Consider the following 20443-nt stretch of genomic DNA (forward strand, 5'->3'; position numbering starts at 1 on the left):
ATTCTTCTAGGCCCCTCGCACACCGTGGGCGCGATAGAGGAAAGAAACTTCGCCAATGCGCGCCTTATCGAGCTGGAAGAAGTCCCCGCCTTCAATGAGTGGATGGCCAAGAGGGGGCACCTATTGGCCACGAACGCGGCGACAATCGCACTTACCGGAGAACAGGCAACCGAGTTCAAGGTTCGGTGGTTGTGATGACCTACTCGATTGAGGTGTATCGCTCGCCGGTCGAAAGCGGCTGCGGCGACGGCGGTGTCCATCTTGCCCTCAATGAGATCCGGCAACTCGACGGGGCGCCTGCGCCGCGCAGCCGGCTCCGCGATGTCGACGTGCCCGTGTTCGTCGAGTGGATGCGGGAAAGGGGCCACCGTGTAGGCTGGGGCTGGACCGATCTCCGCCTCGGTGACGACGAAGCGCTCGAACTGAGAATGCGCTGGCTGTGAGCGATTCGTCGGCCCCGGCCTGGACTATCGAGGTGGTGCTCGACGGGCCTGGATCGAGCGCGCTCCTCTATTCGATGGTGGCTCTCTCGGACCATCGGGGCGTGTTCGATGATGGCGTGGAATTCCGCTGTGTCGGCGGCCGAACGGCATCATCCTTCCGGCGTTGGCTCGCTCGACGCGGGGTGAAGGTAATCTATCCTGGGCCGTTCGGCGGTCAGCGGTTCGACGTGCCCGAGGCATTGGCCTTCGAGTTCAAGATGGTGTGGCTGTGACGGAGGAGATGCACGTCCTCGTCCTGTCGTTCATGCCACGGCACCGAGGGCTGGTGTTCGGAATCGTCCCGGTGCGCTTCCGGGATTTCACGCGAGCTGCACCGACCGATTCGCTGAACGGCGACGATGCGGACGAATTCATCGAGTGGTTCACCGCTCGCGGCATAGAGATCCGCTCAGGCAATTCGACGATCCTGCTCGGGCCGGACGAGCTTTTCGAGTTCAGGATGCGCTGGGCCTAACGGGTGCCGTGGAGCAGGCCGCACGCTGCAAGGGCCTCGCGAAGTAGCGCGCGAATCGCCTCCGTACGCGGGGGCCTCACATGCAGCGCCATGGGGCGCGGGGAGATCGATATGAGCACGAAGAAGGCAACCGACCTGGACGCCGAGGTCGGGGCGCGGATTGCGTTCCTGCGCAAGACAATGGGGAAGTCCCAAACCGAGTTGGGGCAGGCTGTCGGGGTGACGTTTCAGCAGATCCAGAAATACGAAAAGGGCCAGAATCGGATCGGCGCGGGCCGGCTGGGGGAGATCGCCCGGTTCCTTGAGACGACCGTCGCGAGCCTGTGCGGCGAGGAAGCGGTGGGCGGCGAGGACAGCATCCTGCCGCTGATGGGGCTTACCGGCGCCCCTCAGCTCCTCCAGGCTTACGGGTCGGTGAACCCCAAGGTGCGTTCGGCCATGCTCGCGGCGATCCGGGCCATCGCTGCCGCTGCCGTGGTCGCCGAGGCCAGCGCCAAGCCGGAAGAGCCCGTTCGCGGTCCTGGCTTCGTCACCAGAAAGATCGGTGAAATCACCTACCGCTGAGAAGCTTCGGCGCGGGTATCAAGCTCGGCATCGGGCGGGGCGCATGCCGAGAAAATTACCAACAATCTCAATTGCTTGACCTCGGGTTGACAATATCAATTCAGGGCAATCACCGGGTGACGTACCCCGCGCGGTTCCAGCTGATTGCCGCCATGAATCCCTGTCGGTGCGGTCAGGCCCTGGAGCCGGGCTATGCCTGCCGGCGCGGACCCAACGACCGCTGCGTCGCCCAATATGGCGCGCGGATCTCAGGGCCACTCCTCGATCGCATCGACTTGCGGATCGAAGTCGGTGCCGTCACGGCGGCCGATCTGATCTTGCCTCCTCCAGCCGAAGGCTCGGCGGAGACAGCGGCACGTGTCGCCTCGGCAAGGGCGCTGCAGGCCGCACGTTTCGCGGCGCACGGCCTGACCGGCGTCATTACGAACGCGACCTGTCCGGTGCCGCTGATCGAGGAGATGGCAGCGCCTGATGCAGACGGTACGGCTCTGATCCGGAACGCGGCGGAGACGATGCGTCTCTCGGCACGAGGCTTCCACCGCGTATTGCGCGTGGCACGAACCTTGGCGGATCTCGACGGCGAAGAGCAGGTGCGCCGCCTCCATCTCGCCGAGGCCCTGTCCTATCGCGGCCGGGTCGAGCGACCCGTAGCCGCTTGAGCCCGACCGTCGCGCCTATCGTCCGTAGATGTCCTCGACGCGGATGATGTCGTCCTCACCGGTATAGGATCCGACCTGGACCTCGATGAGTTCGAGGGGGATCTTGCCCGGATTGGTGAGACGATGCATCGAACCGATGGGCAGGTACACGGCCTCGTTCTCGTGAACCAGCACGACGCGATCGTCCACGGTGACCTCGGCGGTCCCGCGAACCACGACCCAATGCTCGGCCCGGTGGAAATGCTTCTGCAGCGAGAGCCGCCCGCCCGGCGTCACCATGATGCGCTTCACCTGGAAGCGCTCGCCGATATCGATGCGCTGGTACCAACCCCAGGGGCGGAACATCCGACGATGCGCATCCGCCTCGGGATGGGCCTTCTCGCGCAACTGCGTGACCAGTTCCTTCACGAGGCCGGCTTTCGCCTTCGAGGTCACGAGGACGGCGTCCGGGGTCGAGACCACGACGACATCGTCGAGACCCACCACGGCAGTGAGATGCTCGCCTTCGCTATGCACGAGACTACCGCGGGTCTCGACGAGTTCCACGCGACCGCGCACGGCGTTACCCAACGCATCACGGGGCAACACGTCCCAGACCGCGTCCCAGGTGCCGACATCGGACCAGGGGAAGGACACCGGCAAGACTCCGGCGCGATCGGTCCGCTCCATCACGGCATAATCGATCGAGGTCTTCGGCGCGCTTGCGAAGGCGGTAGCATCCAGGCGCAGGAAATCGAGATCGGTCGTCGCCCCATCGAGAGCGGCGCGGGTGGCGGCCAGGATTTCCGGAGCATAGGTCTCCAGCTCGGCCAGCATGACGTCGGCCCGGAACAGGAAGTAGCCGCTGTTCCATAAGGCGCCGTCGGCGATCAGGCTTTCCGCTCCGTGACGGTTGGGCTTCTCCACGAAGCGACCGACCTCATACGCGCCTTCGACCCCGTCGATCGATGCGCCCTTGCGGATATAGCCATAGGCAGTGGACGGTGCGGTGGGCTCGATCCCCAGCGTCATGATCCGACCGGCCTGCGCGCCAACAGCGGCGGCGCGCGCAGCATCCACGAAGGCAGCCGTGTCGCCGATGACGTGATCGGCGGCCAGGATGAGCACTACCGCTTCCGGGTCGCGCCGGGCGGCATGGAGGGCGGCGACCGCGACGGCCGCGGCTGAGTCGCGCCGCTCGGGCTCGAGAACGATGTCCGCCTGGACTTCGGCCTGAAGCAGCTGTTCGGCTACGATGAAGCGGGCGTCGCTGCTGGTGATGATCGTCGGCCGCGAGAAGGCGGTTCCATCCGCGACGCGACGGGCCGTGTCCTGGAAGGTCGAACTATCGGCATTCACGAGCGGCGTGAACTGCTTCGGCATGCTCTCGCGGGAGGCGGGCCACAATCGCGTACCGGAGCCACCGCATAGGATGACCGGATGGATGAGGGCGGAAAATCCTGAGGCCATCGGCGTCAACTCACAATTTCAGGTTCAGTACGATGCCGGGAAATACGATCTTGCTGCGCCGCAACCAACCCGTTGCGGGGCAAAATATGCGACGGACGCGATTAGGGCAGGAGGTGAGCGTCCGGCAATGGCCTCGGAGTTAACTTCATGAATTCCGATGCAGCAATACGGTCATCCTATTCGGCGGCCTGCCGCGCGTTGTAGCCAAGCCTGCCGCTCAATTCCTCGATCAGCTTCACGGCTGCTTCAGCAATGACCGTGCCGGGCGGAAAGATCGCTGATGCGCCAGCGGCATAGAGCGCCGGATAGTCACCCGGGGGGATCACGCCTCCGATCACGATCATCACGTCGCCGCGTCCCTGTTCAGTCAGCGCCGCCTTCAATTCGGGCACCAGCGTCAGGTGGCCGGCGGCGAGAGACGAAACGCCGACGATGTGGACGTCGTTCTCCACAGCTTGTCGTGCGGCTTCGGCCGGAGTGGCGAAGAGTGGGCCGATATCGACGTCGAAGCCGAGATCGGCGAAGGCCGACGCAATGACCTTCTGGCCACGGTCGTGCCCGTCCTGGCCCATCTTGGCGACGAGGATGCGCGGGCGCCGCCCGTCATTTTCCTCGAAGGTCTCCACGAGCTGACGAACGGTCTCGACCACCGGCGACATGCCACCTACCTCTCGCTTGTAGACACCCGAGATCGAGCGGATCTCGGCGCGATGCCGGCCCCAGGCCTTCTCCAGGGCGTCGGAAATCTCTCCCACCGTGGCCTTCGCGCGGGCAGCCTCGACACCTAGCGCCAGGAGATTGCCCTCTCCCTGGGCGGCTGCGGTCAGTGCCGCCAGCGCGGCATCGACATCGGCCTGATTGCGCTCGGCGCGCAGCCTCTTGAGCTTGTCGATCTGCAGCATGCGGACATTGCCATTGTCGACGCGCATCAACTCGATGGCGCGATCGTCCTCGGGCTTGAATTTGTTGACACCGACGATGGTCTGACGGCCGGAATCGATCCGCGCCTGGGCGCGGGCCGCCGCTTCCTCGATGCGCAGTTTGGGGATGCCGGCCTCGATGGCCTTTGCCATACCGCCCAATTCCTCGACTTCGCGCAGGTGCTCCCAGGCGCGGGCGACGATGTCCTGAGTGAGCTTCTCCACATAGTAGGAGCCGCCCCACGGGTCGACGATGCGCGTCGTGCCGCTCTCCTGCTGCAGGAAAAGCTGCGTGTTGCGGGCGATGCGGGCCGAGAAGTCGGTGGGGAGCGCGAGTGCTTCGTCGAGGGCGTTGGTGTGAAGCGACTGGGTGCCGCCCTGCGTCGCGGCCATCGCCTCGATGCACGTGCGGGTGACGTTGTTGAACACGTCCTGTGCGGTCAGAGACCAGCCCGATGTCTGGCTGTGGGTGCGCAGGGGGAGGGATTTATCCGTTTTCGGCTCGAACTCCTTCACGAGCTTGGCCCAGATCAGGCGCGCCGCCCGCATCTTGGCGATCTCCATGAAGAAGTTCGTCGAGATCGCCCAGAAGAACGACAGTCGTGGGGCAAACTTGTCGATGGTGAGCCCGGCGGCGAGACCTGCCTTGATGTACTCGACGCCGTCGGCGAGCGTGTAGGCGAGTTCGAGGTCGTTGGTCGCCCCGGCTTCCTGCATGTGGTAGCCGGAGATCGAGATCGAATTGAACTTCGGCATATGGGCAGAGGTGTAGGCGAAGATATCGCCGATGATCCGCATCGAGCCCGCCGGCGGGTAGATGTAGGTGTTGCGGACCATGAACTCCTTGAGGATGTCGTTCTGGATCGTGCCCGCGAGTTTCTCGGGCGGCACGCCCTGCTCTTCGGCCGCCACGATGTAGAGGGCGAGGATCGGCAGCACCGCGCCGTTCATCGTCATCGACACGGTCATCTCGTCCAGCGGGATGCCCGAGAACAGCGTCCGCATGTCGTAGATCGAATCGATCGCCACGCCGGCCATGCCGACATCGCCCGAGACACGCGGGTGATCGGAATCGTAGCCGCGATGGGTAGCGAGATCGAAGGCGACCGACAGGCCCTTCTGTCCGGCGGCGAGATTGCGCCGATAGAACGCGTTCGAATCCTCGGCCGTGGAGAAGCCGGCATATTGCCGGATCGTCCAGGGCTGGGTCACGTACATGGTCGGGTAGGGGCCGCGCAGGTAGGGCGCCACACCCGGATAGGTATGGAGAAACTCGATCCCCTCGCGATCCTCCGGCCCGTACACGCCCTTCACCGGGATGCCCTCGGGCGTCATCCATGGCTCGCCCGCCGGCGGCACTGGCGCCGTGAAGGCATCTGCCGCGTATGGGACGTTCGCGAAATCGGGGATACGGGACGTCATGTGATCGAACTCGTGCGGCGGCGTTTGGCGAAGCATTATAGTGAAGCACCGGCTTCGGGCTATCCCTCTCAAATCCATTTTGAGAAACAGTGACGTCATCGGACCGGTCGGTCCGGGTTCGACGAGCGGGACAATCTCATCACGGTCGGCGATATCGCGGTGCCGGGCCGGTGCGGCTTTCGAGCCATCCGAGACGCTCGTCGATCAGCTCGCGCAGCCTGTCGCGTCGCCTCGAGGCGCTCCAGCATGAATCGGGACAACTCGGCGCCTCGCCCTCGAAGGCACCCACCACGGCGAGAACGACGAGGACGAGCCCGAGGAGTAGACCGGCCACGACAGGCCAAGCGAAACAGAGCCCGACGAGCAGGGCTAGCCCGCCCTTTAGCAAGAGGGAGCCGGCGAGCTTCAGCTTCACCAAGGCGGCGAAGCTGGCGCCGCCGCCGAGAGCCCCACGGACACCGCGCATGGCCACGGCGCGTACGCGGCGGCGTTCGAGCAGAACCTGAAGCCGGGCGAGGTTCCGCCGCACGCGGCGCGTTTCGGGATCGGTTTCGTCGGACAACGTGTGGATCGTCAAACGGTCGGTCCCTCGCGCGATCGATAAGGCCGAGCCTCGATGTGGGCCTGGTCTCCATTCGGGTAAAGGGAGACCGCAAAAGCTTCGGGACAGCCACCGTGACAGACATTCCGACCGCCAGCGCGGCCCGCCTATGGCGCCCCATTGCCCGGTTCGTCGCCATCGAGGCGCGGGTCGGCGCCTTGGCTCTGGCACGTGGACCTCTGGTGGCCGGGGTCTACGAATTCCTGCGTTTCGGCATCAAGCAGGGATGGGCCTGCCTGTTCGGCGGATTGCTGTGCGCCCTCCTGATCGGCAGCTACCTGTTCTATCCCGCCCAGGCCACGCTCAGCCGATACGACATGCTGACCCTCTCGGCCGTGATGATCCAGGTCGTCCTTCTCGCTCTGCGCATGGAGACCTGGGAGGAGGCGAAGGTGATCGCTCTCTTCCATGTGGTCGGGACGGTAATGGAAATCTTCAAGACCGCCGTCGGATCATGGATCTACCCGGAGGTGAGCCTGTTCCGCATCGCCGGCGTGCCGCTCTTCACGGGCTTCATGTATGCGAGCATTGGCTCCTACATCGCCCGGGTGTGGCGCCTGTTCGATTTCCGCTTCACCCACCATCCCGGCACCGGTGCGACGCTTCTGCTGGCCACGGCGATCTACCTTAACTTTTTCACGCACCACTACGTAACGGACATCCGCCTCGGGTTGTTCGCGGCGACGGCCCTGCTGTTCGGCCGAACCTGGGTGTATTTCAAGGTCTGGCGGGTACACCGGCGGATGCCGCTTCTCCTGGGCTTCCTGCTCGTCGCCCTGTTCATCTGGCTCGCCGAGAACATCGGCACCGGAACGCGGGTCTGGCTCTATCCGAACCAGGTATCGAGCTGGGCGATGGTTTCCTGGCCGAAGCTTGGTTCCTGGTACCTGCTGATGATCGTTTCCTACGTTCTGGTCTCCCTCGTGAACAAGCCGGAGGTTTATAGGCACGGCGAGATCGAACGGGGAAATTACAAACAATAGCGACTGGCTTTCTTCAGTGTTTGGCAAGATCGAGCGGGCTAAGCCCGTCTGAGCCATGAGGAACCCCGTTCATGAGTGATTCCATCGCCGGCCTCGCGCAGTCGATCGTCTCGAACCAGAGCGCTGCGACGCGCGAGTCGATGCAGACGACCTTCATACGCAAGCAAGGTGAGAGTGATCGGGCCATCGCCCAGCTCTTGCAGCAATCCGCCGATCAACAGAAGGCCGTTCTTCCCGAAGGCCAAGGCGCAGTCGTGGACCGGCAGGTCTGAGCCCCGGTTGCCATCGGTGGAGAGGCCGGATGATCGCCCGCATCGGGGCAGGTCATCCGGCAGGATGGGTCGTGCGTGTCGCCAGGGGCCGAAAACGTAACGGACAGCCCGGCTCGGTTCACGACAGATCGGGACGTCCGCCGTGCGGCGCGGTCGGTTCCGCGCCGGCGGCTGGGTCTTCCTGGCCTCGTCAGGAGGTTGCGAGAGGCCGCATCACCTTAGTTGAGATAGGTGCGGATCCAGTTCGGCGAGAGGATTTCGCCTTCCTCGGTGATGATCCACGGCTGCTTTGCCGGGTCGGTCAGGGCGCCTGCGGCGGCCTCGATCGCCTCGCGAAGGGTGCCGTAGCGCGCGGGCTGGGCCAGCGGCGCCGGGACGGGAGTGGTCCGCCAGATCGTTAGATCGGCGGGACGTTCGAGGGCTTCGGTTTCCATAGCGATGTTTTCCTTGAACCTGAGAGGGTCGTTCCCCGCGGGTCTGTGCTGCTGGGCCAGCATTCGGTGCAGCCAGAGCGGGACGTGTTTCCGTGAGAATGGAAGCATCTCTAGGGCAGCTTTGCGATCAATTTGGGCATTGCCATGATGAGTATGGCAGACCCGATCCTTTATCCCCCGCCTTAAACATCATGTTTTGAACACAAAGCTTGAAGCGGCTGCCCTGGGACGCCCTCTTTTTATGATGAAGAGTTTAGGGTGACAGTGCTGATTGAACTTGTAGCTTGAACCTTGGGACGGAACCGTGTGCCCGCGCACCCGGATCGTGCCGCCCGTGAAAACAGTTGAACGGAGATGGGTGACCGACCAGTTAATGCGACGGACGCAGTCCAGAATTTTTCCAAAGCTGTGAAAGGGATGTGACATGTCGGATCGCTTTGGCCGCATGGCGATCACGGCGGCCCTGGTGCTCATGGCGCTCTACGTCGGACAGCCCTATCTGGCGGCGCTCCTGTTCTCGGCTGAAACTCCTCGGGCGATCACGGCTCGGGGGGATCTGGCCCCATCCGAAACGTCCACCGCGACCTTGTTCGAGCGCGCGAGCCCGTCGGTCGTGCATGTCTTCGCCCAAGCCGCTGCCCAGGGGCGTTCCCTGATGAGCCCCGATTCCGAGGAGGGCGAAGGGGGCAACGGAGCGCAGACGGGCACGGGCTTCGTCTGGGATGCCGCCGGGCACGTTGTCACCAACAATCACGTGGTGGCGGGCGCGGCCCAGCGAGGCGGCTCGGTGTCCGTCCGCCTATCCTCGGGGGAGGTCCGCCCGGCGACGATCGTCGGGACCGCGCCGAGCTACGACCTCGCCGTGCTTCGCCTCGGCGGCACCGGTGTCGTTCCGCCGCCCCTGGCCATCGGTACCTCGGCGGATCTCAAGGTCGGGCAAGCGGCCTTCGCCATCGGCAACCCGTTCGGCCTCGACCATACCCTCACGACGGGCGTCATCAGCGCTCTTCGTCGCCGCCTCCCGACGGGGGAGGGGAGGGAGTTGTCCGGCGTGATCCAGACCGACGCCGCGATCAATCCCGGCAATTCCGGGGGGCCGCTCCTCGATTCCGCGGGGCGACTCGTGGGCGTCAACACGGCGATCTATTCTCCCTCGGGCGCCAGCGCCGGCATCGGCTTCGCGATCCCCGTGGACGTGGTGAACCGGGTCGTGCCCGAACTCATCCGCAACGGCCGCACCCGCAATCCGGGCATCGGCATCATCGCCGGTCAGGAAGCGACCGCCGCGCGTCTCGGGATCGACGGCGTCGTGGTCCTGCGGGTCCTGCGCGGATCGCCGGCCGCCGAGGCCGGATTGCGCGGTGTCGATGTCCAGACCGGTACGATCGGCGATGTCATCGTCGGAGCCGGCGGTCAGCCGGTGCACCGCCTCGCCGATCTCACCGCCGCGATGGAGGCGGCGGGCATCGGCAAGGCCGTCGATCTCGCCGTCGAGCGGGACGGCCGCATCCGCAAGGTGAAGGTCATCACGGCGGATGTGGCAGAGACGCGGCAATAAGGCTTTCCCAGGCCGGGCTGTCACAAAGGCCGTTTCCGGTGCAGTAGGGTTGAAACCGCGCCGAACGACAACACGCAAGACACCGCAATGACGACGAAGGCCCGCCTGTTCCGATCCCTCGTCCGCGTCGCGCTCGTGCTCGGCGTGATGCCGGCCGGAGCGAGGGACGGGTCGCGGCGCCTATGCCTCGACGATGCTCCCGAGGGGGGGCGCCTCCCGCCGCGCGACACGTGTCCGGATCGCAGCGCCGAGCAGGTGGGAACGCAGGGCGGTTTCCACCGGATCGGCGATGTCCAGGTCAGGATCGGCGGACGGGTCACGCTCGACCACGACATGCGCCGATGACCATCCTTGCCGCCCTCGCGGCCCTGTTCGTCCTGTGGTGGTACGCCAAGACCGCCAAGCCCCACCTCGTCCGGCGCATGGGTCGGCTGATCACGCCGCGACTGGCGAGACGGATCGGCGGCTATGTCTTGCTCGCCCTGGCCGGCGTGGCTGCGGTTCGTGGTCGGATCGAACTCGCGATCCTGTTCGGGGGCGTCGCGTTCTGGTTCCTCGATGGTGTAGACGCCGTGCTCGTCCGGCTTCGCGGCCTGTTCAGGCGCGCATCCGTCTCGCGGCCCACGATCGTGCTGTTCGAGGTGATGCCCGATGGGCGGACCGCTGACGGGATCGTCCAGATCGGTCCCTATGCCGGGCGGCGCCTGTCGCAGCTTCCTGAAGCGGCGCTGATACAGATCCTCGCCGTCTGCCGCAAAGTCGACCGCATCGCCGCTCGCCGTTTACAGACGTATCTCGACGGCAGAACGGCCGCCGGGCGTGAAGACGCTGAGAGAGATTCCGACGCGCGGTCGCGCCGTCCGCCGGATCCAGGGGCGATGACGCAAGAGGAGGCCCACCAGATCCTGGGGCTTCAGAGCGGGGCGACCCTGCAGCAGATCCGCACGGCTCATCGCACGCTGATGAAACGGTGGCATCCCGACCAGGGCGGAACGGTCGAGGGGGCTTCGCGCATCAACGCGGCCCGAGACAGGCTTGTGAGCCGACATCGCTGATACTCCACGCGCGTTGCCAGAAAAATGCTCGATCGGACCCGGCCGGCGAACAGCCGACTGGGTTCGGCGAGGACGCAAATGGCGTCGTCACCGATGTCAGGAGGGCTTCCAGCTTCTGAAAAGCTAAGCCGTCGCGATGGCGGGTTTCAGCTTCGCGTGGCGAAGCAGTTGAAGCCGTTGCGCTTCAGGGTCGAGCAAGCGTCCTGCGCGGCTTCCTGTTCGCTGAAGCCCGAGAACCGGGCCCGGTAGAGGGTGGCGCCGCCATGATCGACCCTCACCGTGTAGGGCGAGGCCTTGGACAGAGCGCTTCCGGCCCGGCTGCGCGCCTCGGAAAGCATCGACTTAGCCTTGTCTTCGTCGTCCATGGCGCCGAGCTGGATCACCCAGGCGGTAGGCGTGACGCGGCTCGTGGACGCTGACTTCGGGCCGGGCTCGGGCCGGGCGCCATCGACCGATGCGAGACGTGCATCCGACTTGCCGCTGGGCGAAGCCTTGGTTCCGGGGAAAGCGGCGGGTGCGCTGCTCGGTGCATAGGCCTGAGCCGAGGCCGGGAGGGCGCCGCTCCGCCACTTGGCACCGGCACTTCCAGGGGTCGTGGTCTGGCGCGGGCTGATGTCGAGAGGTTGGGTCGAGGCGGTGGTCTCCACCTCGATCTCCTCGTCGTCGGCCGAGGCGACCTGAGTGCGCGTCCGCGACGTGGCGTCCGCCACCACGGCCGGGCGGCCACGCTCGGCGACTTCCGTCACCGCCGGTGCCTGGCGGTTGCCGGCATAGGCGCGCGGCAGGTTCGCCCGGACGAGATCGGCCATGATGCGGTCGCGGCTGGCACCGGACTTTCCGCCGAGCACGATCGCCACGATCTGGCGGTCGTCGGACTTGGCGGCGGTCATCAGGTTGAAGCCGGAATCGCGAGTGTAGCCGGTCTTGATGCCGTCCACGCCTTCGACATTGCCCAGGAGCCGGTTGTGGTTGCCGATGACCCGGCCGCGGAAGGCGAAGGAGCGGGTCTGAAAGTACTTGTAGTAGCGCGGAAACCGGTCCTGGATCGCCCGGGCGAGGATGGTCAGGTCGCGCGCCGTGGTGATCTGGTCCGCATCGGGCAGGCCCGAGGCGTTGGCGTAGTTGGTCCGGGACATTCCCAGGGCCTGTGCCTTGCGGGTCATCATCTCGGCGAATTTCGGCTCCGAGCCGGCGATGTTCTCGCCGATGGCGCAGGCCACGTCATTGGCGGATTTCGTCACGATCGCCTTGATCGCGTCCTCCACCTCGATCGTCGAGCCGGGCCGGAGACCGAGCTTGGACGGCGGCCGGGCGGCGGCGAATGCCGAGATGGTCAGGGGCGAGTCGAGGTTGAAACGGCCACGCTCGAGCTGTTCGAACAGCATGTAGAGCGTCATCACCTTCGTGATCGACGCCGGGTGGCGGAGGGAATCCTCGTTGACCGCATGAAGGGTGCGGCCCGTCTTCACATCGACCACCATGGCGGCGTAGGGCGGGTTGTAGCCCCCGCCACCGCCCCGGTGATGGTGCCCACGACGCGCATCGGCGGGCGAGGCGATGGCCGCGAGAACGGCTGCGGCCGTAATCAGGGCCGGCAGTCCATGGGTCGTCCGGGAGCGACTCGGAACGCTACGCATCGCGACGGGGTGTCCTCGACAACCGACCCTGAGGTCGGCTTGCACTGCATCATCACTGCAAGGCCGGCGAACGTGCCGCCGTGCCCTCGCAACATCTGTCAATCAGGCTAGGTCGACGCGGTTACGGCCCGGTTAATGCCTCGGCATCAATTTGCTCGCTTTCGTTGCGGTGCAATATAAATCTTGACGATCCATGGTGCATTGCACATAAAGACGGCGTTGGTCGATTCCGCGGGTCGGGGAACCGGCCTTGTCGACATCCGGCCCCAGAGGAATGCCCGCAAGGGTATCTCGCATCCCATGACTTTCCAGCCCTTCGACAAGATCCCCGCTTTCGACAAGTCCGGCTTCGATTCGGCGATGAAGAGCGTGTCGCTCGTCGCCCGGACGAACCAGACCGTCGGCACCGAGATGGCGGACTTCACCAAGCAGTCCTTCGAGCATGGCACCGCCACGATGAAGAAGCTGTCTGAGGCGAAGACCCCTCAGAGCGCCATGGAAATCCAGGCCGAGTTCATGAAGGCGTCCTACGAGCGCATGGTCGCTCAAGCGAAGCTGGTCGGCGGCCTGTATGCCGAGCTCGCCAAGGAGATCGGCAAGCCGCTCGAGGGCCTGACCAAGATCAAGCTTCCCGCTACCAACTGAGCGTCCGTCCGGCGTTGGAGCCGGCAACGACGGGAAAGATATGCCGAAGGGTGATCGAGCGACGGCTCGGTCGCCCTTTTTCGTGCGTCATCGCACCTTCCCGCGGCATTGCCGGGTAAAGTCCGCCCGGCGGCAGGCGTTCACCGCGCCACGTACCGGACAAGTGCGCGCAGGCGACTGGCGAAGTCGGGAAACGGCCTATAGATTGACGGTGAAGCAGGCGCGCGGCGCCAGCGTGCAGTCGGGAAGCCGGTGGGGTCTCACGATCCGCGTCCGGGCTTCTCTGCCAAAAATGGGGTCGATGCTATTCCGATGTCCGACGACCCGATGCGTTGTCTGGTCTCCCTCAATACGGATCACGGCGGCGCCGCCACGACCGCTGGGCTTGATGGCGCGATCCCTGACGATCCTTCGACGCCGCGCGCAGCCGATCCCATTGGACCGGGCGGCAATGACGACGGTCGCTCGGGGACTGCTATCATCACCCGGACCAAGCCCAAGACGAAACGGCCGAGCCTGTACCGCGTGCTCCTTCTCAACGACGATTACACGCCGATGGAGTTCGTCGTGCACGTGGTCGAGAAATTTTTCAACAAATCACAGGCCGATGCCTACCAGATCATGATGCACGTGCATCAGAATGGCGTCGGCGAGTGCGGGATCTTTACCTATGAGGTGGCGGAGACCAAGGTGACGCAGGTCATGGACTTCGCGCGCAAACACCAACATCCTCTCCAGTGCGTCATGGAAAAAAAATAGGCACTTCACACGAGGACCCGCTTTTGCCCAGCTTCTCTCGCAGCCTAGAACAAGCTCTCCACCGCGCCCTGGCGCTCGCCGGCGAGCGCCGGCACGAATATGCGACGCTGGAGCATCTGCTCCTCGCCCTGGTGGACGACCAGGACGCCGCGGCCGTCATGCGCGCCTGCAACGTCGAGGTCGACACGCTGAAACGCAGCCTCGTCGAGTATGTGGACACCGAACTCGCCAACCTGATCGGCGATGGGCGCCAGGATGCCAAGCCGACGGCGGGTTTCCAGCGGGTGATCCAGCGCGCGGTCATCCACGTCCAGTCCTCCGGCCGGGAAGAGGTGACCGGGGCCAACGTGCTCGTGGCGATCTTCGCCGAGCGCGAGAGCCATGCCGCCTATTTCCTGCAGGAGCAGGACATGACCCGCTACGACGCGGTCAACTACATCAGCCATGGCATCGCCAAGCGTCCCGGCGCGTCCGAGCCGAAGCCCGTCCGTGGCGCGGAGGAGGAGCCTTCCACCGAGCGTCCGAGCGGCGAGGAGACGGAGAACCGCACTAAAAAGAAGGGCGACGCGCTCGAGGCTTACTGCGTCAATCTCAACAAGAAGGCACGCGATGGCCGGATCGATCCGCTGATCGGTCGTGAGAGCGAGGTCCAGCGCACCATCCAGATCCTGTGCCGCCGTCAGAAGAACAATCCGCTGCTCGTGGGCGACCCGGGTGTCGGCAAGACCGCCATTGCCGAAGGACTGGCGCGCAAGATCATCAACAAGGAAGTGCCGGAAGTTCTCATCGACGCAACGGTGTTCTCCCTCGACATGGGCACCCTGCTCGCGGGCACGCGCTATCGTGGCGACTTCGAGGAGCGGCTCAAGCAGGTGATGAAGGAGATCGAGGCGCACCCGAACGCGGTGCTCTTCATCGACGAGATCCACACCGTCATCGGCGCCGGCGCGACTTCCGGCGGTGCGATGGACGCGTCGAACTTGCTCAAGCCCGCTTTGGCCAACGGCTCGCTCCGCTGCATCGGCTCGACCACCTACAAGGAGTACCGTCAGTACTTCGAAAAGGACCGCGCCCTGGTGCGCCGGTTTCAGAAGATCGACGTCAACGAGCCGTCGATCCCGGACGCCATCGAGATCGTGAAGGGTCTCAAGCCCTATTTCGAGGAGTTTCACAAACTCAAATACACGACCGAGGCCGTGAAAGCCGCCGTCGAGTTGTCTGCGCGCTACATCAACGACCGCAAGTTGCCGGACAAGGCGATCGACGTGATCGACGAGACCGGCGCGTCGCAGATGCTTGTGCCGGAAGCTCGCCGCAAGCGGACGATTGGTGTGAAGGAAATCGAAGCGACCATCGCGACGATGGCACGTATCCCGGCAAAGACCGTCTCGAAGGACGATGCCGCGGTTCTCAAGAACCTTACCGAGAACCTGAAGCGCGTTGTCTACGGGCAGACGGATGCCATCGAGGCTCTCACCTCGGCGATCAAGCTGGCGCGCGCCGGCTTGCGCGATCCGGACAAGCCGATCGGCTCGTACCTGTTCGCCGGGCCCACCGGTGTCGGCAAGACGGAAGCGGCCAATCAGCTCGCTTCGTCACTCGGCATCGAGATGATCCGTTTCGACATGTCGGAATACATGGAGCGCCACACGGTCAGCCGTCTCATCGGCGCTCCGCCCGGCTATGTCGGCTTCGATCAGGGCGGGTTGCTCACTGACGGGATCGACCAGCATCCGCATTGTGTGCTGCTGCTGGACGAGATCGAGAAGGCCCATCCCGACCTCTTCAACATCCTGTTGCAGGTGATGGATCACGGCAAGCTCACCGACCACAACGGCAAGCAGGTAGATTTCCGCAACGTCATCATCATCATGACGACGAATGCGGGCGCATCGGACATGGCGAAGTCGGCCTACGGCTTCACCCAGGCCAAGCGCACGGGAGACGACGTCGAAGCGATCAACAAGCTCTTCGCGCCGGAATTCCGGAACCGCCTCGACTCGATCATCTCGTTCGGACATCTGCCGAAGGACGTGGTGGCCAAGGTTGTCGACAAGTTCGTGCTCCAGCTCGAGGCGCAGCTTGCCGACCGCAACGTGACCATTGAACTCTCGGACGAGGCGCGCGAGTGGTTGACCGAGAACGGTTACGACGAGGCGATGGGTGCCCGGCCCATGGCGCGCCTGATCCAGACCACGATCAAGACGGCGCTCGCCGATGAAGTCCTGTTCGGACGCCTCAAGGATGGCGGCGCGGTTCGGGTTGTGCTGAAGAAGGCCGAGGAAGGTGTGACGCTGGCGCAGAAAGACGCGCTGGCCTTCGAGTTCCCGGCCGGACCCGTGACACCGAAACCGGAGAAGGACGTGACCAATGCCGGCGGTAAGCGCAAGCGTAGCCGGGCCAAGGCCGCTCCGCGAAAGAAGGAAGAGGCGAAGAAGGACGACAAGGGTGGTTCGGGCGGTGTCCGCACGGTACCGAAAGTTCCTCTCGTCCGGGCCTGATCGCACCGAAGCTCTGCCGAACGGGGCGCGTCTTCCTTACGAGGGAGGCGCGCCCCGTTCGCGTTCGGGCTGAAAATGCGCGGTCCTGCTGTCGACATGCGCGGGCTCGGTCGCTAGCTAGCGCCTTTGAGTAAATGCATCAGCGCACGTTCGGCCGTGACACCTTCGAGGGGCTCGCCGAGCAACGTCACAGACTTCGATTTCCCGTCACGGCTCATGCCGGTGCGGGAAAGGTTGGAGTGGGATCGTTGAAGCCACTCGCGATGACAGGGGAGTATCCATGAGCGATCTGCAAGAGGGCCCCCTGACACCGCTCTCCAGCCAGGGCACGCATGTCGCGGCCCGCCCGCAAAAACTAACCCGGCGCGAAGAGCGACGTCGTCGTCGTGTACGGCGGCGCCGGGGCGAGGAAATCCTGGGTTGGATCCTCGTTCCGATCATCTGCTACGGAATTTATTGGGGGATCAGCGCCGGATTCGACGTGCTCGGAACGACTCCGGGCACGGTCTGGGACCAGTTGATGCAGGTCAAGCAGATGCTTGAGAAGAAGGCTTGACCCTTACCGGGTGAGGGCATGGACCGAGAACAGGCGCTCGGCATCGGTCCAGCTTTTCGCAACCTTCCATCCTGCCTGAGCCGCAAGGGCGCGGAAGCCGTCGATCGTGTATTTGTAGCTGTTCTCGGTGTGGATCGTCTCTCCACCCGCGAAGCTGAAGCGGCGGCCCGCGAGCGACACATCCTGGGCGCGCAAGCTAACGAGATGCATCTCGATCCGCGACGCCTCAGGTGCGAAATAGGCCCGGTGGGCGAAGGCCGATCGGTCGAAATCGGCACCGAGTTCGCGATTGATCCGATCGAGCAGGTTGAGGTTGAAACGCGCCGTCACGCCAGCCGCATCGTCATAGGCCGCATCCAGCACCGTCTTGTCCTTCACGAGATCGACGCCGACAATCAAGGATGCTCCAGGCCCGAGAACCCGCCCGAAATGGGCAAGGAGATGAGCGGCCTGAGGCGGCTCGAAATTGCCGATGGTCGAGCCTGGGAAGAACCCCGCTACAGCGCCATCGGAGAGCCCGTCGGGGAGAGTAAAGGGCCGGGTGAAATCCGCCGCGACCGGCTGAATCGACAGGTGTGGGAAGTCCCGCGACAGGGTTTCGGCTTCGCTTCGTAGGAAGTTCTCCGAAACGTCAACCGGAACGTAGGCGGCCAAATCCGTGAGATGGACGAGAAGCCGCCGGACCTTCACCGTCGAGCCGCTACCGAATTCCACGAGGTTCGCTCGTGAAGGAAGAAGCGATGCGATGTCCGGCCCCGACGCATCGAGGATGCCGATTTCCGTGCGAGTCGGATAATATTCCGGCTGTCGGGTAATCGCCTCGAACAGGTCGGAGCCGATCTCGTCGTAGAAATACTTCGCCGGAATGAATTTCTGTGCCGCCGAGAGCCCCACGAGGATGTCGTCGAGGAACTGATGCTCCGGAGTGACGGAGGAGACGGGGGTGGCGTCCGTGAAGACGGGGTTGATGGTCACGGGCAAGTCTCCGAGGAACGCCGAAGGACGTAAGGTTTCGCGGGAGAGGGAAACGGAGATCAGTCGCGATAGTTCGAAAGCCGCAGCCCCGTGAACTGCCAGCGCTGATGCGGATAGAAGAAATTGCGATAGCCGATCCGGGCATGACCTTCGGAGGTGGCCACGGAAGAGCCGCGCAGGACGAACTGGTTCGACATGAACTTTCCGTTGTATTCGCCGAGCGCACCGGACACCGGCCTGTAGCCCGGGTAGGACAAATAGGCAGAACGGGTCCATTGCCAGACGAGGCCGAAGGCGTCGTCGAGCAGACCCTCCTTGGCGGCGATCTCCCATTCGAACTCGGTGGGCAGATCGCGCCCCGCCCATCGGGCAAAGGCATCCGCCTCGAAATAGCTCACGTGGGTGACGGGCAGGGCCGGGTCGATACTGGCCTGTCCGGCGAGGGTCATGCTCGACCATTGCCCGGCCTCATTGCGCTGCCAGTAGCCGGGGGACTCCCAGCCCTCCGCCTGCACCGCGAGCCAGCCATCCGAGAGCCAGAGTTCGGGCCGCGCGTAGCCGCCATCCTCGATGAAGGCGAGCCATTGCGCGTTAGTGACGAGGCCCCTGTCGATCCGACACGGCAGGATCAGCGTCTCATGGCGTGGGGATTCGTTATCGAACGAGAATCCGTCGCCTTGATGCCCGATCTTCTCGACCCTCCCATCCAACTCGGCGGTTCCGCCCCGCGATACAGGACGAGGAAAAAGCCATCCGGCATCGTAGACGGGGCTCAGGGGGTTCTGCGCGAAGGCATGGAGGATGTCGGTGAGGAGCAACTCCTGATGCTGCTGCTCATGATAAAGGCCGATCTCCAGGATCGACAGCACCGTGTCGAGGGTCGCCTCGGTCGAATCCGCCAGGAGGCCCTCCACTGCACAGTCCACATGGGTGCGGTAACCGGCGACCTCGTCCGCGGTCGGCCGTGTGATGAGACCGCGCATGATTCTCGGCTGGCGGGGGCCTGCGGCGACATAATAGGAGTTGAAGAGGTAGTGCAGCCGCTCGTCGTATATGCGGTAGCCAGGCACGTGATCGCGCAGGAGGAACTGCTCGAAGAACCACGTGGTATGCGCCCGGTGCCACTTCGTCGGGCTGGCATCGGCCATGGACTGGATCTGCTGGTCCTCCGGCGATAGCGGCGCGGCGCGGCGCTCTGTCTCGTCACGCACGGCGCGGAAGGCCCTGATCCAGGCCGCGCGATCCACCGGCCTTTCCGAGACGTTTGGCGGCGGGAATGCCGCGCTTTCCGTCTGACGATGCGAGGTCTCGCGGATTGCCGCCGTCGCTGCCATGTCGATCACTCCACTCGCATCCATGATGCGGAAATATGGCCCCGCCGCCATTCGGCAACGGCCGTTCGCCTGCGCCCATCGACGCGGCGCGCATGGGCGAAAAATGCCGGGCCTTTTTCATGCCTCAGTGACACGGCCTTAACCCTGCCGGCCCGACACTCCTCCATCCACGCACAGTGTCCAGGCAAGGCTCGTATGCGGATCGATCTGATGGCAGGAGTGATGACGGCGGCCCTGGCGGCTGAAATCCGGCCGACCCCAACCATTCTCGTGTTCGATTCCGGTCTTGGAGGCCTCACCGTTCTCGAACAGGTGAGGCGCGCCCGGCCCGACGCGCGTTACGTCTATGCCGCCGACGACGCCGCCTTTCCCTACGGGCGTCTATCGGAATCCATCCTCGTCGCCCGCGTCCTGGCGGTGATGGAGAGACTTCTCCTACGCCACGGCCCCGATCTCGTCGTGATCGCCTGCAACACGGCGTCGACCCTGGTGCTTCCTGCACTCCGGGCGCGCTTTTCGACACCGTTCGTCGGCGTCGTGCCGCCGATCAAGCCGGCGGCGGAGGCGACACGCTCGCGCAGGATCAGCCTCCTGGCGACGCCTGGCACTGTGGCGCGGCCCTATACCCACGACCTCATCGAGACTTATGCGGGCGCCTGTGCGGTCACCCTGGTCGGATCGCCGAATCTGGCGGCCTATGCCGAGGCCGAACTCGCGGGCCGCCCTGTCGACAACGCGTTGATCGCCGCCGAGATCGCCCCATGCTTCGTCGAGAGCGAGGACGGGCGACGTACGGACGTAGTCTGCCTCGCCTGTACCCATTATCCCCTGCTGCTCACGCGATTCCAGCGCCTCGCCCCCTGGGAGGTGACCTGGATCGATCCGGCCCCGGCCATCGCCCGCCGGGTCACGCAGCTTCTCGGTCCATCCCGGCGCAAGCCGCTGGACGACATCCCTCCGGGGCTGACGGCCTTCACCAGCGGTGCCGGCATCACGCCCTCCCTGCGTCGCTCTCTCGATGCCAGGGGCGTCGGCGATGTCGCCGTGGAGATGATGCCGCTCGCTCTGCAATAGATGCGTTGCCGCCTCGGCATTGACCTCCGGGCCTCTCTCGCCTATGCAGCGCTCAGTTACGGGGCTCCGAGAGGGGCCCCGCAGCTTT

General features: G+C 64.7%; 21 protein-coding genes and 1 pseudogene. 15 read left to right on the forward strand and 7 right to left on the reverse strand.

Going from position 1 to position 20443, the window contains the following annotated elements; translation table 11 throughout:
- Window positions 1-194: 194 nt before the first annotated feature.
- The 5 genes and pseudogenes from ASF08_RS18805 to ASF08_RS18825 all read left to right on the forward strand — a co-directional run.
- On the forward strand, window positions 195-443 hold the full coding sequence (locus ASF08_RS18805) for a hypothetical protein (RefSeq protein ID WP_056148446.1): 249 nt from the start codon (window positions 195-197) through the stop codon (window positions 441-443).
- The gene (locus tag ASF08_RS18810; protein WP_056148449.1) at window positions 440-715 is read left to right on the forward strand and encodes a hypothetical protein; all 276 of its coding nucleotides are present in this window, start codon (window positions 440-442) and stop codon (window positions 713-715) included. The genes ASF08_RS18805 and ASF08_RS18810 overlap by 4 nt, the downstream gene beginning before the upstream one ends.
- Entirely contained in the window at window positions 706-957 is a 252-nt protein-coding gene (locus ASF08_RS18815; RefSeq protein ID WP_156629655.1) for a hypothetical protein, read from the forward strand. Before ASF08_RS18810 ends, ASF08_RS18815 begins: the two co-directional genes overlap by 10 nt.
- Before the next feature lie 111 nt (window positions 958-1068).
- The gene (locus tag ASF08_RS18820) at window positions 1069-1521 is read left to right on the forward strand and encodes a helix-turn-helix domain-containing protein (RefSeq protein ID WP_082473284.1); all 453 of its coding nucleotides are present in this window, start codon (window positions 1069-1071) and stop codon (window positions 1519-1521) included.
- Window positions 1522-1625: 104 nt separating this feature from the next.
- Window positions 1626-2180, forward strand: a pseudogene (locus ASF08_RS18825) (ATP-binding protein); the annotation flags it as partial.
- A gap of 15 nt (window positions 2181-2195) precedes the next feature.
- On the opposite strand, the gene ASF08_RS18830 reads toward ASF08_RS18825, so the two are convergent.
- From ASF08_RS18830 to ASF08_RS18840, 3 genes are all read right to left on the reverse strand, one after another.
- On the reverse strand, window positions 2196-3629 hold the full coding sequence (locus ASF08_RS18830; protein WP_026176106.1) for a mannose-1-phosphate guanylyltransferase/mannose-6-phosphate isomerase: 1434 nt from the start codon (window positions 3627-3629) through the stop codon (window positions 2196-2198).
- Between the two features lie 176 nt (window positions 3630-3805).
- On the reverse strand, window positions 3806-5971 hold the full coding sequence (scpA, locus tag ASF08_RS18835) for a methylmalonyl-CoA mutase (protein ID WP_056148835.1): 2166 nt from the start codon (window positions 5969-5971) through the stop codon (window positions 3806-3808).
- Between the two features lie 139 nt (window positions 5972-6110).
- Window positions 6111-6533, reverse strand: a complete 423-nt coding sequence (locus tag ASF08_RS18840) for a hypothetical protein (protein WP_238254217.1) — start codon at window positions 6531-6533, stop codon at window positions 6111-6113.
- Window positions 6534-6646: 113 nt separating this feature from the next.
- Here ASF08_RS18840 and ASF08_RS18845 point away from each other — a divergent pair, with 113 nt between their 5' ends.
- Together ASF08_RS18845 and ASF08_RS18850 are read left to right on the forward strand one after the other, a co-directional pair.
- Window positions 6647-7555 carry a DUF817 domain-containing protein gene (locus ASF08_RS18845; protein WP_056148838.1) on the forward strand — a complete coding sequence of 303 codons (909 nt, stop codon included), beginning with the start codon at window positions 6647-6649 and terminating at the stop codon, window positions 7553-7555.
- 71 nt (window positions 7556-7626) lie between these two features.
- A complete protein-coding gene (locus tag ASF08_RS18850) occupies window positions 7627-7827 on the forward strand; it encodes a hypothetical protein (protein ID WP_027172373.1) in 201 nt (66 codons plus the stop codon).
- Between the two features lie 218 nt (window positions 7828-8045).
- Here ASF08_RS18850 and ASF08_RS18855 read toward each other — a convergent pair whose 3' ends face one another.
- On the reverse strand, window positions 8046-8261 hold the full coding sequence (locus ASF08_RS18855; protein WP_018044781.1) for a hypothetical protein: 216 nt from the start codon (window positions 8259-8261) through the stop codon (window positions 8046-8048).
- A gap of 424 nt (window positions 8262-8685) precedes the next feature.
- Here ASF08_RS18855 and ASF08_RS18860 point away from each other — a divergent pair, with 424 nt between their 5' ends.
- The 3 genes from ASF08_RS18860 to ASF08_RS18870 all read left to right on the forward strand — a co-directional run bounded on the left by ASF08_RS18860 (window position 8686) and on the right by ASF08_RS18870 (window position 10874).
- Window positions 8686-9819, forward strand: coding sequence for a S1C family serine protease (locus ASF08_RS18860; RefSeq protein WP_056148458.1), 1134 nt, complete (start codon window positions 8686-8688; stop codon window positions 9817-9819).
- Between the two features lie 87 nt (window positions 9820-9906).
- Complete coding sequence (locus ASF08_RS18865; protein ID WP_056148462.1) at window positions 9907-10164, forward strand: hypothetical protein; 258 nt, start codon at window positions 9907-9909, stop codon at window positions 10162-10164.
- Window positions 10161-10874 (forward strand): J domain-containing protein, encoded by a 714-nt coding sequence (locus ASF08_RS18870; protein WP_056148465.1) that lies wholly within the window; start codon window positions 10161-10163, stop codon window positions 10872-10874. The genes ASF08_RS18865 and ASF08_RS18870 overlap by 4 nt, the downstream gene beginning before the upstream one ends.
- A 146-nt stretch (window positions 10875-11020) precedes the next feature.
- Here the strand turns inward: ASF08_RS18870 and ASF08_RS18875 are convergent, their stop codons facing one another.
- Window positions 11021-12511: an SPOR domain-containing protein gene (locus ASF08_RS18875; RefSeq protein ID WP_056148468.1), complete on the reverse strand. Its 1491-nt coding sequence runs from the start codon at window positions 12509-12511 to the stop codon at window positions 11021-11023.
- Between the two features lie 300 nt (window positions 12512-12811).
- On the opposite strand from ASF08_RS18875, the gene ASF08_RS18880 reads away from it, so the two are divergent.
- The 4 genes from ASF08_RS18880 to ASF08_RS18895 all read left to right on the forward strand — a co-directional run bounded on the left by ASF08_RS18880 (window position 12812) and on the right by ASF08_RS18895 (window position 16972).
- On the forward strand, window positions 12812-13156 hold the full coding sequence (locus tag ASF08_RS18880; RefSeq protein ID WP_051074421.1) for a phasin family protein: 345 nt from the start codon (window positions 12812-12814) through the stop codon (window positions 13154-13156).
- A 312-nt stretch (window positions 13157-13468) separates the two neighbouring features.
- Window positions 13469-13915 carry an ATP-dependent Clp protease adapter ClpS gene (gene clpS, locus ASF08_RS18885; protein WP_200931879.1) on the forward strand — a complete coding sequence of 149 codons (447 nt, stop codon included), beginning with the start codon at window positions 13469-13471 and terminating at the stop codon, window positions 13913-13915.
- Between the two features lie 23 nt (window positions 13916-13938).
- Complete coding sequence (gene clpA, locus ASF08_RS18890) at window positions 13939-16416, forward strand: ATP-dependent Clp protease ATP-binding subunit ClpA (protein WP_056148484.1); 2478 nt, start codon at window positions 13939-13941, stop codon at window positions 16414-16416.
- Between the two features lie 280 nt (window positions 16417-16696).
- Window positions 16697-16972, forward strand: a complete 276-nt coding sequence (locus tag ASF08_RS18895) for a hypothetical protein (protein WP_018044773.1) — start codon at window positions 16697-16699, stop codon at window positions 16970-16972.
- Window positions 16973-16975: 3 nt separating this feature from the next.
- On the opposite strand, the gene egtD is transcribed toward ASF08_RS18895, so the two are convergent.
- Window positions 16976-17947: an L-histidine N(alpha)-methyltransferase gene (gene egtD, locus ASF08_RS18900; protein WP_056148488.1), complete on the reverse strand. Its 972-nt coding sequence runs from the start codon at window positions 17945-17947 to the stop codon at window positions 16976-16978.
- Window positions 17948-18006: 59 nt separating this feature from the next.
- Complete coding sequence (gene egtB, locus ASF08_RS18905) at window positions 18007-19281, reverse strand: ergothioneine biosynthesis protein EgtB (RefSeq protein ID WP_056148839.1); 1275 nt, start codon at window positions 19279-19281, stop codon at window positions 18007-18009.
- Window positions 19282-19476: 195 nt separating this feature from the next.
- Here egtB and murI point away from each other — a divergent pair, with 195 nt between their 5' ends.
- Window positions 19477-20355 (forward strand): glutamate racemase, encoded by an 879-nt coding sequence (gene murI / locus ASF08_RS18910; RefSeq protein ID WP_056148491.1) that lies wholly within the window; start codon window positions 19477-19479, stop codon window positions 20353-20355.
- The last annotated feature ends 88 nt before the right edge of the window (window positions 20356-20443 follow it).

Origin of the sequence: Methylobacterium sp. Leaf85 (assembly GCF_001422125.1) — a bacterium.
GTDB lineage: Bacteria > Pseudomonadota > Alphaproteobacteria > Rhizobiales > Beijerinckiaceae > Methylobacterium > Methylobacterium bullatum.